At 60.1% G+C, this 13243-nt stretch carries 11 protein-coding genes; 6 read left to right on the top strand and 5 right to left on the bottom strand.

What is annotated here, in order from left to right; translation table 11 throughout:
• Window position 1: 1 nt before the first annotated feature.
• Genes pgaC through pgaA form a run of 3 tightly spaced genes read right to left on the bottom strand, consistent with a single transcriptional unit; the run spans window position 2 to window position 5800 of the window.
• Window positions 2-1330, bottom strand: coding sequence for a poly-beta-1,6-N-acetyl-D-glucosamine synthase (gene pgaC, locus DDT56_RS11120; protein ID WP_136166514.1), 1329 nt, complete (start codon window positions 1328-1330; stop codon window positions 2-4).
• On the bottom strand, window positions 1327-3342 hold the full coding sequence (pgaB, locus tag DDT56_RS11115) for a poly-beta-1,6-N-acetyl-D-glucosamine N-deacetylase PgaB (RefSeq protein ID WP_136166569.1): 2016 nt from the start codon (window positions 3340-3342) through the stop codon (window positions 1327-1329). Before pgaB ends, pgaC begins: the two co-directional genes overlap by 4 nt.
• A gap of 10 nt (window positions 3343-3352) precedes the next feature.
• Window positions 3353-5800, bottom strand: a complete 2448-nt coding sequence (gene pgaA / locus DDT56_RS11110; RefSeq protein ID WP_136166513.1) for a poly-beta-1,6 N-acetyl-D-glucosamine export porin PgaA — start codon at window positions 5798-5800, stop codon at window positions 3353-3355.
• Window positions 5801-6008: 208 nt separating this feature from the next.
• On the opposite strand from pgaA, the gene DDT56_RS11105 reads away from it, so the two are divergent.
• The gene (locus DDT56_RS11105) at window positions 6009-6905 is read left to right on the top strand and encodes a WYL domain-containing protein (RefSeq protein ID WP_136166512.1); all 897 of its coding nucleotides are present in this window, start codon (window positions 6009-6011) and stop codon (window positions 6903-6905) included.
• Window positions 6906-6970: 65 nt separating this feature from the next.
• On the opposite strand, the gene dgoD is transcribed toward DDT56_RS11105, so the two are convergent.
• Both dgoD and DDT56_RS11095 read right to left on the bottom strand, forming a co-directional pair.
• On the bottom strand, window positions 6971-8152 hold the full coding sequence (dgoD, locus tag DDT56_RS11100) for a galactonate dehydratase (protein WP_136166511.1): 1182 nt from the start codon (window positions 8150-8152) through the stop codon (window positions 6971-6973).
• Between the two features lie 30 nt (window positions 8153-8182).
• Window positions 8183-8809: a TetR/AcrR family transcriptional regulator gene (locus DDT56_RS11095; protein WP_136166510.1), complete on the bottom strand. Its 627-nt coding sequence runs from the start codon at window positions 8807-8809 to the stop codon at window positions 8183-8185.
• Between the two features lie 225 nt (window positions 8810-9034).
• On the opposite strand from DDT56_RS11095, the gene DDT56_RS11090 reads away from it, so the two are divergent.
• Genes DDT56_RS11090 through DDT56_RS11070 form a run of 5 tightly spaced genes read left to right on the top strand, consistent with a single transcriptional unit; the run spans window position 9035 to window position 13206 of the window.
• Window positions 9035-9697, top strand: coding sequence for a DUF3313 domain-containing protein (locus DDT56_RS11090; protein WP_136166509.1), 663 nt, complete (start codon window positions 9035-9037; stop codon window positions 9695-9697).
• A 15-nt stretch (window positions 9698-9712) separates the two neighbouring features.
• On the top strand, window positions 9713-10339 hold the full coding sequence (locus DDT56_RS11085; RefSeq protein ID WP_136166508.1) for a paraquat-inducible protein A: 627 nt from the start codon (window positions 9713-9715) through the stop codon (window positions 10337-10339).
• Window positions 10336-10971 carry a paraquat-inducible protein A gene (locus tag DDT56_RS11080; protein ID WP_136166507.1) on the top strand — a complete coding sequence of 212 codons (636 nt, stop codon included), beginning with the start codon at window positions 10336-10338 and terminating at the stop codon, window positions 10969-10971. The genes DDT56_RS11085 and DDT56_RS11080 overlap by 4 nt, the downstream gene beginning before the upstream one ends.
• Window positions 10955-12610 (top strand): PqiB family protein, encoded by a 1656-nt coding sequence (locus DDT56_RS11075; RefSeq protein ID WP_136166506.1) that lies wholly within the window; start codon window positions 10955-10957, stop codon window positions 12608-12610. The genes DDT56_RS11080 and DDT56_RS11075 overlap by 17 nt, the downstream gene beginning before the upstream one ends.
• On the top strand, window positions 12607-13206 hold the full coding sequence (locus DDT56_RS11070; protein ID WP_136166505.1) for a PqiC family protein: 600 nt from the start codon (window positions 12607-12609) through the stop codon (window positions 13204-13206). Before DDT56_RS11075 ends, DDT56_RS11070 begins: the two co-directional genes overlap by 4 nt.
• Window positions 13207-13243 lie beyond the last annotated feature (37 nt).

Below are 13243 nucleotides of genomic sequence, written 5' to 3'. Positions count from 1 at the left end.
GTTACCCCTTTTCAATACCGCGATCGGGACTTTCCCAGCGGGCGCGCTGACGGCGCGCCTTAAGCATTACTTTCGGAAAGCTGACCAGGCTGGTAAATAGACTTAACATCCAGTAAACCATCGGATACCAGATGACCCAAAAAAGCGATCTGCCCATATTTTTCTCATAGCGCCGCTCAATCAGCAGGCTAACGAAAAATTGCACCAGGCAGGTCGCCGCCAGCACGATACCGGTAAAGGCCGGCGGAAACAGATTTTGCACCTGGATGTTTCCCGGCAGCTCAACCAGTTGCCCGATTAAAAACAGCACGATGCTGATGGCGTAGGTAAAGGCCCATACCGTCGAAATGCTGTATTCGAAGAATAGCGCCCAGATACGGCGGTAGCGCCAGGACCACACATTACTCAGGTTCTTTAAAAACACCTCGGCCCCGCCCTGCGCCCAGCGTAAGCGCTGTTTCCACAACCCGCTCAGCGTCTCCGGCATCAGGATCCAGCATAGCGCGCGCGGCTCGAAAAATATCGACCAGTGGCGCAGCTGCAATTTCCAGCTGATGTCGATATCTTCGGTGATCATATCCGAGCTCCAGTAGCCGACATCCGCCAGCGCCCGGCGCCGAAATGCGGCCACCACGCCCGACACGGTAAAAATCATGCCGTAGACACGCTGCGTGCGCTTGATCAGCCCGATAATCGAGGAAAACTCACCGACCTGAATACGCCCGATCAGCGTAGAGCGGGTGCGGATGCGCGGGTTGCCGGTCACCGCCCCCACCCGGGGATTATCAATCAACGGCGCCGCCAGATAGGCCACCGCATCGCGATCCAGCAGCGCATCGCCATCGATGCAGACCAGCAAATCGCTCTTCGCCGCGGCGGCCCCCGTCTGCAACGCGACGGCCTTGCCCTGATTACTGGCCAGATGGATAACGCGCAGCTTGGCGTACTCGCCCGAAAGTTGGTTAAGCACCTCCGCCGTATCGTCGGAGGAACCGTCGTTAATGGCGATAACCTCAATGTTCTGATAACGCTGCGACAACGCGGCTTCGATGGTTTCACGCGCATTCGGTCCTTCGTTGTAACAGGGGATCAGAATGGAAACCAGCGGTTCGCCTTTCAGCGCCGGCGGGACAACGTCCTTCCCCCACCGCCAGTGGCGCTCGTAGTGAAACCAGAAATAGAGGCCGCCGGATATCCACAGTCCCGACATAAACAGCGGCCAGAAAAAGATAAAGTTCAGCATCACTTCACCGGTGAAGGTCAGCAAAATACCGACCGGAATGCTGAGCACCAGGCACAATATAAAGAAAGCGACAATACGATCTCTCATGGCAGCGGATACCACTCTGATGAAAATACGGGGCGAATAACCTTCAGCTCAGGCCGATCGGTTAAGAAATTATCGGGGTAATAGCCATAGCTCTGGGCGCCGTTAAGCTGTAAACATTTCATCCACTCGGCCAGCTGTTCGGCGCTCAGCCAGCGTTCATCCGGCGTGCGCCAGTCGACGGCCTGGAGTTCGAATACCGTTTTATCTAGCGCGCCGGGGCGCTGGGCGACGGTATGCACCAGCTTTTCCAGCCAGGCGTCGCTCTCTTTTAACGGCACGTTTTCCATCAGCGGCATGGCCATCGGCGCGGTCCAGTCATAGGCGGCAAGAAAGTCATCCAGATTCTGCGCGAACCACTCTTCACTCTCCGGCTGCAGAATCGGCAACGCATAGATATTGCGCGCCGTTTTTATCTGCGGTCCGCGGATAGCGCGCACGTGGGACGCCAGCGTCTGGGTAAAGTCAATCAGCGCCAGGCTTTTAAAACGCGTCCAGCGGGAGAACAGCTGCGGATCCTGGCGAATGGCGGCGATGGAGTCAGGGAACCCGGCCGCCTGGTAGGCGCGCAGCGCATCGGGTCCGGCGTCTTCGTCATCGGCCAGCAGGGCATCATCATGAAACAGTATGCCGGCAAACGCCGCATGGGAGGCGAGATCCTCATAAATATCGATGATGCGTTGCCGCGCCTCGGCGTTCCAGGGCGACAGCCGCTTGTACTGCCGGGCGTCGACCCGCAGTCGGCCGCTGGTCAGATCGATTTTTTCAACCCTGGCCGGCGAATCGGCGCCAAAGTCAAAGGCCAGCACCGGCATCCAGGCGTAGACCTTCACATTGGCGCGGGTGGAGAGTTGCCAGGAGACGTGATTAAACAGGTCGGCTCTGACCGGCAGCCAGCGATTGGGGAAGTAGAGGGACTGCACGTTGCCGTCCCCCTGCGCATCGGAAAACGCCTGCAGGAAAACCGTATTGATACCCATATCGGCGACTCGCTGCACCAGCGAATCCAGATTACGCTTTTGCTGCGCCGGGTCGGGATCGTAGACATAGTCCAGATCGATATGCGCTACCCGCATAATCTCCCGTTCCCGTTCATCAACCACCATCTGCGCAAACTGCCTGATGTCAGGATTGTTGGCGACCAGCAGGCGCGGGACGTTATAGAGTTCCTGCGTCGAACCCAGCCCGTCCCCCAACGTCAAGGCCAGTTGATAACCATACTGCTTAATCTGTTGCAGCGCGACGCCCCCCGCGGCGCCATAAGGCCAGACCCACACGCGGGGCGCTTTACCGGTCACCTGGGTAATTCGCCGGGTGATAAGCTTGATATCGTCGTCCACGCGCCGCAGATAGTCGGCCGCGCTTTCATACTGCTTGCGCTCCGGGTAATAGCGACGGTTCACCGCATACGGCTCCAGGTTGCCCTGCGGATTCGCCACGCCGCCGTGATGGTGCGCATAGGTGTGCGCCCCGATCTCCACCAGCCCGGATTGCGCCATTTCACGCACCTGCCACCAGAACAGGAAACGCTCGCGCGGCATCATCTGTCCGCCGAAATTCACCGGCCGATCGGCCGGGGTGTCCAGCCATTCGCCCACCGGCGCCAGCACGGCGGGCCAGCGATAAGCCTGCAGCAGGGGATAGACCCGATAGTAAAAGTTACTGTAGCCGTCATCAAAAGTGAGCAATACCGCTTTGGCCGGCAGCGGCTTGCCGCCGGAGCGGGCCTGAAGAATATCGTCGACCGATACCGGCTGATAGCCATTTTCCCGCAGCCAGACAAACTGCTCATTAAGCGCGCTGGTGCGCACCGACATAAAACGCTGGTCCGCCCCCTCGTCCTCGACATCGTGGTAAGCCAGCACAATAAAATGATTAGCCGGCCATACCTGCTCTTTAACCGGCTGGAGGCGCTCCGCCGGCGCGACAAATACCGGGCGATCGCTCTGTGAACAGGCGGTAATAACCAGCATACCGACCATCATCAATAAATAACGCAAATGTTTCAAAAGCATCATCAGCCCTTCAAAAACGGTAGTTAACATCGAAAGACAGCGATAAATTCTGTTCCCGCTCGCCGTCGTAAGGACGTTTGTCCCAATTCACCATGACTCCGGCGTCAAGAACATCGTTCCAGAGCACCCGCTGACCGTACCCCAGCGAAGTAATGGCCCCGCGCGACTCGCCCTGCTGCCAGTAGCCGCCGGCCCCGGCGACCACTTCCTGACGCCATTCGGTCTCATAGCGACGATAAATCAGATGATCGAGCGTCACGGCGGGCAGTAGCGCCATATCATGGCGCGGACTGTAGTAAGAGCCATCGGACTTGCTGTTGTGGCTGCCGCTTACCGAAGGGGTGAAATCCAGCGTCAGAAAAGCGTCGCTATAGAGCCGCTCTTTCCCGTCAAGGCTATATTCAACCCGTCGGTTACCATCAGAAAACCATCCCGGCGCCAGCGCCATTCGCCACTCCCGCCTTTCGCTTTGCCGCCAGCGCAGATAAGCCTCTCCGCCGTTCGCCGTCACGCCGTTGGTCAGCGCCCGCAGCGGCGTGCGCTTCATCAGTCGCTCCGCGCTGCCCCCTATGCGCCAGCTATCGTCAACGTCATGGCGGCCGGAGAGACGCGCGCCTATTTTTTGCCCATCGCCATAGTTCTGGCCTGAGACTTCCGCCTCCAGCCAATTATCCCGGCTGGAGAACTCAGCGCCGCCTCGCACATGGCGGTTGATGCCCTGCCCTTCGGCAAAGCGTCCCTGATTAAAGGCAAACCCGGAAAACAGGCGCCAGTTATCCGCCATCGGCGCACCGTAAAGCGCGGCGTCAATCTCGGTGTCATGCTTGCCGGCGACGGGGCTGTCGGATTTTATCCCCTGAGTGCCGCCGATGCGCAGTTCCGCCATATGATGAACCCGCCGCAGCCGCTCCAGCCGGCGCGCATCGCTATTTTCCGGATAACGGGAGATCACATCGTCGGCCAGCCGATCGGCCTGGCTCCATTGCTGTAAATCCAGCGCGGTCAACCCTTGTTGGGTCTCCAGCCGAATATCGCGCGGCGCCAGCCCTTCGGCCTGTTTCAGCTCCCTTTCCGCCCGGCGCGGCCAGCCCCGAATCAGGTAAACGCTGGCCAGGTCGACGCGCAGCCCCTGATTTCCCGGCGCCGTATTGGCCAGACGTTCGGCATGCCGCTGCGCCTGCGGCAGCGCATCGTGTAACAATAGCGACTGTAAAAGGCGTTGCTGCCCTTCCAGCCAGCGGTCATTCGGCGCCGGCAGCGGCGAGCCGTAAATACGTCGATGGTGAGGCTCGCTACCGGCGAGTTGAGCGGACAACCGCACCGCCATATCGATGCGTTCGTTTTCCGCCATGCTGTAAAAAAAGTTGTTTTGCTCGTCGAGATGCTGCATTTCCCGCGGCGCGTCGCGCGCCACGGAGCGATAAAGCCGTTCCGCCTTATCGGGCTGTTGCAGGTAAAGGTAGGCCGCCGCCACCCATAGCCGGGCATAGGGCGGTATGGCGTCGTTTTCACGCCGTAAAGATTGATACTCGGACACCACGTCAACCATCCGGGAGCGCGCCAACAGCGCCCCCATCCTGTCGATGCGAGCGAGACGAACGTCGGCTCGCGCGTCGGGGTCGGCGCGCCAGCGTGTCAGCAAGGCGTCGTAACGCGCCAGCGCCCGATCCGCCACGGCGAAACGCTCGCCCTCGGTAGGGCTGGGCAAAAAGGCCATCCGCACCAGCTCGGCGGCGGCTTCCGACTCGCGCTGGCGCAACGCCGCGGGCGGCAGTTCCCCCTGCCGCGCCGCTTTGAGCGCCGGCACGCTGATACGATTACTCGCCAGCACCGCGCTATAATCGCCCAGCAGCGCCCGATTATCCGGGGCGAGCCGCACGGCCTGGGACACCGACGCCAGCGCGTCCTCATTGCGTCCCGCGACGCGTTGCACCCATGCCAGTTCGCGCCAGTGCGCCGCGTCAGGCTGCCGCACCGCCCGCTCCGACGCCAGACTCAGCGCTTCCGCGATCTGACCGGCATCGGTGAGGGTCATAATCAGGCCGCTTAACGCGTCGTCATTATTCGGCGAACGCCGCAGCACGCTACGCCACAATTCGAGGGATTCCGGCCATTGGCGCAAATTACGATAGGATTTGGCGACCGCGGTCAGGGCGCGATCGGGTAATATCGCCACATGTCGGTAACGCCGCCAAATTTTAATTACCTCATGGTCATTTCCGGCCCAGCCATTAATTTGCAGCCAGTCCGCCACTTCATTTGCCGTCAATATACGTTGATCGGATTGTTGCGAAAGCCAGGTCGTCGCCCTGGAAATATCACCCTGCCGGGCCTGAAAAATTAATGCATCATAATCAGATGCTTGTATATATCCAACCCATCCCAGGGAAGCAAAAGTTATTAACCATTTCTTCCACTGAAGATAAAAATGATGCGACCGTGCGTTAAAAAGGGGCATAACAATAGCTCCCAATATTTACAGGATTAATAAAATCTATATTTGCAATGACTCGGCTAGCGCGCCGAACCCGATGAAAATAATGTCGCGCTGCCCGCGAGAAGACGTTGGGATTTGAAGTTGGGGCACCTCTCGTAGACGAAAAAGCGGTTTTAGCGTATAATCATAATACGACTACTTTTTATATCCGTCTAGTATTTATACGCATATGGCCGAACATTCTACAGCAAATTCAGAGCGCCTCCCCAAGGGACGAAGTTGGGGGCTGGAACGTCGCCTCCAGTTCATTGACTTTCGTCTGCGCTGGGAAGGGAATATCAACCGTACGGATCTGACCACCTTTTTCGGGCTCTCCATTCCCCAGGCTTCGCTCGACATTGCTAAATACACAGAAATCGCGCCTGATAACCTGATTTACGATCGCAGCGCCAAAACCTATATCGCCACCCCCGCTTTCGCGCCCATCTATCCGCAAAGCTCGGCTCAGCGCTATCTGGAAGAGCTGCTGGCGACGGAGACGGGAATACTGGAGTCCGACGCCAGCTTTATCGGCACCGCGCCGGAGGTTGACTGGGCGCATTATCCCGCGCGCACCGTCAATGAGCAGACGGTGGAAATCATCGTCAAGGCGATTCGGAAAAAGATGGCGGTTCGGGTCAGCTACCAGTCGGCGACCTCGCTGGATGAATCGCTGCTTTTATCCCCTCATGCGCTGGGACACGATGGGTTTCGCTGGCATGTGCGCGCTTACTGCGACACCCGGCGGCAATTCAGCGACTTTGTGCTGACGCGTATTTTACGCATTGACGGCACCGAACCGACGCAGGTGGATCCCGCCGCGGATAAGCACTGGCATACCATCCTGACGCTGGTCCTGGCCCCGCATCAGGACCTCTCCGCCACGCAAAAGCGCATTCTGGCGCTGGATTACGGCATGGAGGACGGGGAAGTGGCGTTACGCTGCCGGCAGGCTTTTCTGTATCACACCCTGAAGCGCCTGGGCCTGCAAACGGCACAATCCGCCGAGCCGGCCGGCCAGCAGATTGTTTTGAAAAACCGGGCGGAAATTCAACCCTATATCGATGCGCTGCCGAAGGATATCTGATTTGCGCCGCAGCCGGCGCGCCCTTTATGGCCGATAAGCGCGGCGATGCGCATCGCCGCGGGCGGTTATTGATCCACCACTGAACCGTCAACGTGCAGCCGCGTTTTAAGACCCCGGCGGCGATAGGGGAAACGCTCCTCCAGATTATCGGCCAGTTCGATACCGATACCCGCCGCCGTCGGAATTTCCATAAATCCGTCGGTGCATTGGAAAGTGCTTTTCACCATATCTTTTTTCAGCACGCCGTTTTCCACCCCGGTGGCGCCAAATTTTTCCGACAGCGCGGGCTGGTCGTCGCCGGGATATTCCAGCAGGGCGAAATTGGGAATGCTGACGGCTATCTGCAAACAGGCGGCGGTGGACACCGGGCTGAGCGGGTTATGCGGCACCACCATCAGGTCGTGCGCTTCCGCCAGCGCGGCGATCTTCTTCGCCCCGGTAATACCGCCGCACATGCAGACGTCCGGACGCACATAGGAAACCGCATTGCGCTTGATCAGCATGGCGAACTCCTGCGGATTGTTCAGCCGCTCGCCGGTGGCGATGGGAATGTTGATTTTATCCGCGACCTCGGCCATCGAGTCGAAATTATCGGCGCCGATGGGGTCTTCAATAAAGTAGGGATAAAACGGCTCAATGCCGCGGGAAAACACCACCGCGTCCGCCGGCTTCAACCGCCGGTGCACTTCAATGCACAAATCCACCTCATTGCCCACCGCGTCGCGATAGGCGCCGATGCGCTCAATCGCTTCCGCCATTTCCCTGGCGTGGGTGATGAAATACGGGGTATCCCGCGATTCATCCAGAAACGGCGACAGATGACCAATGGCGGTGAACCCCTGGGCCTTGGCCTTCTTCAGGTTTTCAATGGTTTCCTCGGTGGTTTTGCCGCCGGCATGGGCGTAGACCCGCGCCTTGTCCCGGCAGCGCCCCCCCAGCAGATTGTATACCGGGGCGGCATAGTATTTGCCGGCGATATCCCACAGGGCGATATCAATGGCGCTGATGGCGCCCATAATCGCCGCGCCGCGAAAATGCCAGCAGCGATACATATACTGCCAGTGATGTTCTATGCGCAGCGGATCCTGTCCGATAAGATAGGTACGCAGCGCGTCCACCGCGCCCTTCGAGGCATCGAGAAACCCCCAGGCGCCGGATTCGCCGATCCCCTTGAGCCCTTCGTCCGTGGTGATTTCGACAAACAGATACCGATTGACCAGAATGGTCCGTACATCAGTAATTTTCATTGGTAATGCTCTTCCTCGTCGTATGCCGCGTTAATCCCCGGCGTGGGCCGCCGCTCCGGCAAGAAACAGATCCACCGCGCGCCTGACCATCTGGTGAATTTCCCCGGTATCCAGCGGCGCGGGATCGCACTGATAGAGACGGACTTCCGCCTCCGCGGTAATCAGCGCCAGATATTGCAACGCTCGGATACGCGCATCCGCCGGGCGCAGTTCGCCGCGTTGCATCGCTTCCGTCATCAGCATGGTCAGCACATCGATACATTCGGTCGGCCCGGATTGGTAAAACAGCATGCCGATGTTCGAACGCCCCGCTTCCGCCACCACCATGCGATAAACCGCCATCGCGCTGCCGTCATTGGTCAGGACGAACAGCATGCGCTCCCCGAAGCGCATCAGCGTGGTCTCCAGGGAAACGTTCTCCTCCACCTGCGAAGCCAGTTCCGCCACCGCATCAGACAGGTGCACGGTGGTGAAGGCGCGGACAACGGCGACAAACAGTTCTTCCTTGGAAGAAAAATAGCTGTACAGCGTTGCTTTTGAGCCGCCAAGCCGTTTTGCCAGTTCGTTCATCGACGCGCGCTCATAGCCCATCTCCTGAAAGAGTTTGGCGGCGACCTCAATGATAGCTTCGCGACGAGCCTGCGTCCGTACCTTCATTGTCACTCCCGTGATGAAATTTATAAGTAAACCAACCTGTACATTTTCTTGACAAACAAAAAATATCAGTGAAAACTGAACTGTACGGTTTTGTTTTGTTGGCAAACACTACTTTACCGCCCGGATCAAGCCTTGTAAAGGCGGCCAGCGCATGCCCCTGCCGCCGTAGTCGACCTCCGCGAACAGCGGCAGGTTTGGCGCCACTTTTTGAATAGGATGTTTCAAATGAACTCTTCCACCAAGGTATTTCGTTTGGCAATTCTCACTCTGGGCATCGCTTTAGCCGGGTGTGCCGGAACGCAGCCCGCCCTTTACTCGGGCATCGACTCCTCATCGCAGCTGCGCCCGAACAGCGGCGACGAAGCAGACCGCATTCCTTACCGTTATGCTACGCCGGTTGACTGGAAGCAATACGCAAACGTTATTATCGAGCCCGTGGTCATCTATCAGGGCGCCGATAACCAGTTTGACGACATCGCGCAGGACGATCGCCAGGCGCTGGCCCTGTATATGCAGAACACCTTTATCAACGCCCTGAAAACCCGTTTCCAACAGGTCAACGCCGCCGAGCCGCATACCCTGCGCATCAGACTGACCCTGACCGGCGCGGAAACCACCACGCCGGTGGCGGGCACCGTCACCAAGTTCGATTTGGCGGGCGGTCCCTATAATATCGTGCAATCCATCCGCGGCAAGCAAGGCATGCTGGGCGGTTCGGTAAGTTACGCGGTGGAAATTTATGACGCGCAGACCAATCGCCTGCTCCACGCCTACGTCGCCAAGCAATATCCGAACGCGCTTAACGTCGGCGCCACCATTGGTTCGTTAAGCGCCGCCGAGGTAGGGATCGACAAAGGCGCGGAAGAACTGCTCGAGCTGCTGAAGTAAGCATGGCCGGGCGCGATGAAAACCTTTCCCGATCTGGTGATCTGCCGACACTGCGACAGCGTATATCACCGCCGGACACCGGCTGCGGGCGCCGAAGCTCGCTGCCGGCGCTGCGGATTAACGCTGTACCGCGCCAATCCTGTCCCGCTCGACCGCTGGCTGGCGCTGACGATGACCGCGGCCATCGCCTTTATTATCGCCAACCTGTGTCCCATCCTGCAGGTCAGCCTGTACGGCCTGCGCAATGAGGTCACCCTCTGGCAGTGCGTCGCGGCCCTGTCTCACGGCGCCACCCTGCCGCTGGCCGTCTGCGCCTTTCTACTGTTGATGCTGGTGCCCGGCCTGCAAATCCTGCTCCTGGGGTGGATACTGGTCTTTGCGCGTCGCGATCGGGCGGCGCCCGGTTTTATTCCCGCCATGAAGACGCTGCGCCTGCTGCGGCCGTGGAGCATGATCGAAGTGGGGATGCTGGGGCTGATGGTCGCCGCGGTCAAACTCGCCGGCTTTTTACAGGTCGTCTCCGGCGCCGGCAGTTGGGCGCTGGCGGCGCTGATGTTTCTTATCGCCATTATCTGCCGTCAGGATACCCACGCGCTGTGGGAACTTGCAGCCGCGCGGCGCGGCGCCGGAGCCATGCCATGAGCCGACCTTCCCGCGCGCGGCAAATGGGCGTGATTGGCTGCCATTGCTGCGGGCTGGCGTGCCGCTATAGCCACGCCGAACGCCATCCGCCCCGCTGTCCGCGCTGCCATTCCCCCCTGCGCCACCGGCGCGCCGCCGGCCACCGGCTCCCGCTGGCCCTGCTGCTCACGGCGATAATCCTCTACATCCCCGCCAACGTGCTGCCGGTGATGTCCAGCACGCTGCTCGGCAGAGGCGGCGACAGCACCATAAGCGGCGGCATCATCGACTTCTGGCTGTCGGGATCCTACGGCATCGCGCTGCTTATCTTCGTCGCCAGCGTCGTGGTTCCCGGCACCAAGTTTCTGGCGCTCGGGCTGCTGTTGATCGCCTCGGCCTATCGCAGCCGTTGGGCCATGCGCGAGCGCGCCGCGCTCTACCGCCTGACGGAACTGATCGGCTACTGGTCGATGCTGGACGTGGTGGTAGTGGCCATCGTCTCCGCTCTGGTCAAATTTAACGCCTTAAGCGAGGTGGAGCCGCGCAGCGGTATCCTGTTTTTCGGACTGGTGGTGATTTTCACTATGCTGTCCGCCATGAGTTACGACCCGCGACTAATCTGGGATGGTGAAAACGATGCCGAGCAACAATGAACAACGGCCGACGCCAGGGGAGCCGGTCATTATCCGCCGCCGCTGGCGAGGAGCGCTTATCTGGCTGATGCCGGCCGTCGCCGCGCTGATCGGCGTAGCCATGCTTATCCACGCGTGGATCTCCCAGGGCCCGGAAATCACCATCAGCTTTCAGACCGCATCCGGACTTGAAGCGGGCAAAACCGCGGTTAAATACAAAGACGTCACGGTGGGCATCGTCGAATCGATCGCGCTGAGCGACAACAGTTCGCGCGTCGTCGCCACCGTGTCGTTGAATAACAATGCCAAAGATCTCGCCCGCGCCGATACCCGTTTCTGGGTGGTTCGCCCGCGCATCGGCGCCGGCGGCGTAAGCGGCATCGATACCCTGCTCTCCGGGGCCTACATCGGCGTGGACAAAGGCGCCGGAGAGCAGTCCGCCAGGGAATTCGTCGGGCTGGAAACCCCGCCGGCGATGATTAACGGAATGCCCGGCCGTCGCTTCAGGGTGCTGACGGACGATTTGGGCTCGCTGGATATCGGCTCCCCGGTCTACTACCGCCGCGTTCAGGTCGGGCGCATCGTCTCTTATCAGCTCGCGGACGACGGCCGCAGCGTCAATCTGCATATCTTTGTCGACGCCCCCTATGACCGTTTCGTCACCCAGGATACCCATTTCTGGAACGCCAGCGGCATTGACGTCTCGCTCGGCGCCGACGGCTTCCGGCTGAAAACGCAGACCATGACCTCCATCATCGCCGGCGGCATCGCTTTCGCCTCCGCCGATTACCGGCAAAACAGCCCTCCCGCCGCCGATCAGGCGACGTTCACGCTGGCGAAAGACTCCGAATCCGCCATGGCCGCGCCGGACGGGGAACCGATAGTATTTAAATTACGCTTTGAACAATCGCTGCGCGGTTTGGCCATCGGCGCCCCCGTCGAATTCTCCAGCATCAAGGTCGGCCGGGTGGTCGCCATCGCCCTGGACTATAGCCAGTCCGGCTACCGCTTCCCCACCCTGGTAAGCATCGAAGTTTATCCCAACCGGCTGGGCGCGGTGCTGGAAAAACTGCCCAAGGCGGAAAAAGATACCCGGCGACAAACGGCGCTATTCGTACGCGATATGGTGGCGCACGGCCTGCGCGCCCAGGCCCGCGCCGGTAATCTGCTGACCGGTCAGCTCTATGTCTCGCTCGATTTTATCCCCCAGGCGGCAAAGGTTCCCTTTGAGGTCAACGCCTGGCCGCTGATGATCCCGACGGTCAACAGCGGATTCGAACAGCTGCAGGAACAGCTGGCCAGTATCGTCGGCAAGATCGACAAGTTGCCGCTGGAATCCATCGGGCATAATCTGGATAACACCCTCGCCGATTTTGATAAAACCCTGCGGCTGCTCAATAGCCAGACCCTCCCGGAGGCGAACCGCACGCTGCGCCAGACCGGCCAGGTGCTTGCCGCCACGCAGGATCTGCTGGCGGAGGATGCTCCCATGATGCTCAATCTGCAGCAGACATTGCAGGAAATGCGGCGCGCCATGCGCTCGCTGCGGGTGTTCGCCGACCTGCTCGAACGCCACCCGGAAGCGCTGCTGCGCGGCCGTCCGGCAACCCCGTCGGCGGCGGAGCGCGCCGCCTTCTCTCCCCAAGGAGCGAAAAAATGACCGCTTCCATCCGCCGCGCCCTACTGGCCGGCGTATTGCTGCTGGCGGGGTGCGTCGTTTCCACCTCGCCGCGCTACTACACGCTGCTGTCTCCACAGACCGACACGGCCGCAGCCGCGGCGCCCGCCCCGTTCGCCATCGCGGTATTGCCGGTGGGCGTTCCGGTGCAGATTGACCAGCCGCAGTTGGTGGTGCGCCGGGGCGACAGCGGGCTGGCGGTGCTCGACGACGCGCGCTGGCTGAGTCCGCTCAGCGACGAGATCCGCGCCGCGCTCTCCAGCGAACTGATCCAGCGTCTGGGCGCGCAGGACGTTTCCGGTCTGGCGCGTCAGGAAGGGAAGCCGGTGGTGAAAATCCACCTTCAGGTGCGCCGTTTTGACGTCTGGCCCAACCAATACGTGAAGTTTGCCGCGGACTGGAGCCTGGGATTTGCCGACCGCCCCCGATTGGTATGCGGCAGCCAGCTGACGGAAAATACCGCCGGCGGCGAGGCGGACACCGTGCTGGCACAGCAAAGGGTTATCGCCCGGCTGGCGGCGCAGATAGCCGCCAACGTGCGGAATCAGACCGCGGGCCGTCAGGATGGCTGTATCTGAAAATCGATGGGCGTCGAACGCATCCGACGCCCGGTGA

Origin of the sequence: Brenneria corticis (assembly GCF_003115855.1) — a bacterium.
Classification (GTDB): Bacteria; Pseudomonadota; Gammaproteobacteria; order Enterobacterales; family Enterobacteriaceae; genus Brenneria; species Brenneria corticis.
The sequence above is the reverse complement of the archived record's forward strand: the minus strand, read 5'-3'. Positions and strand labels throughout refer to the sequence as shown.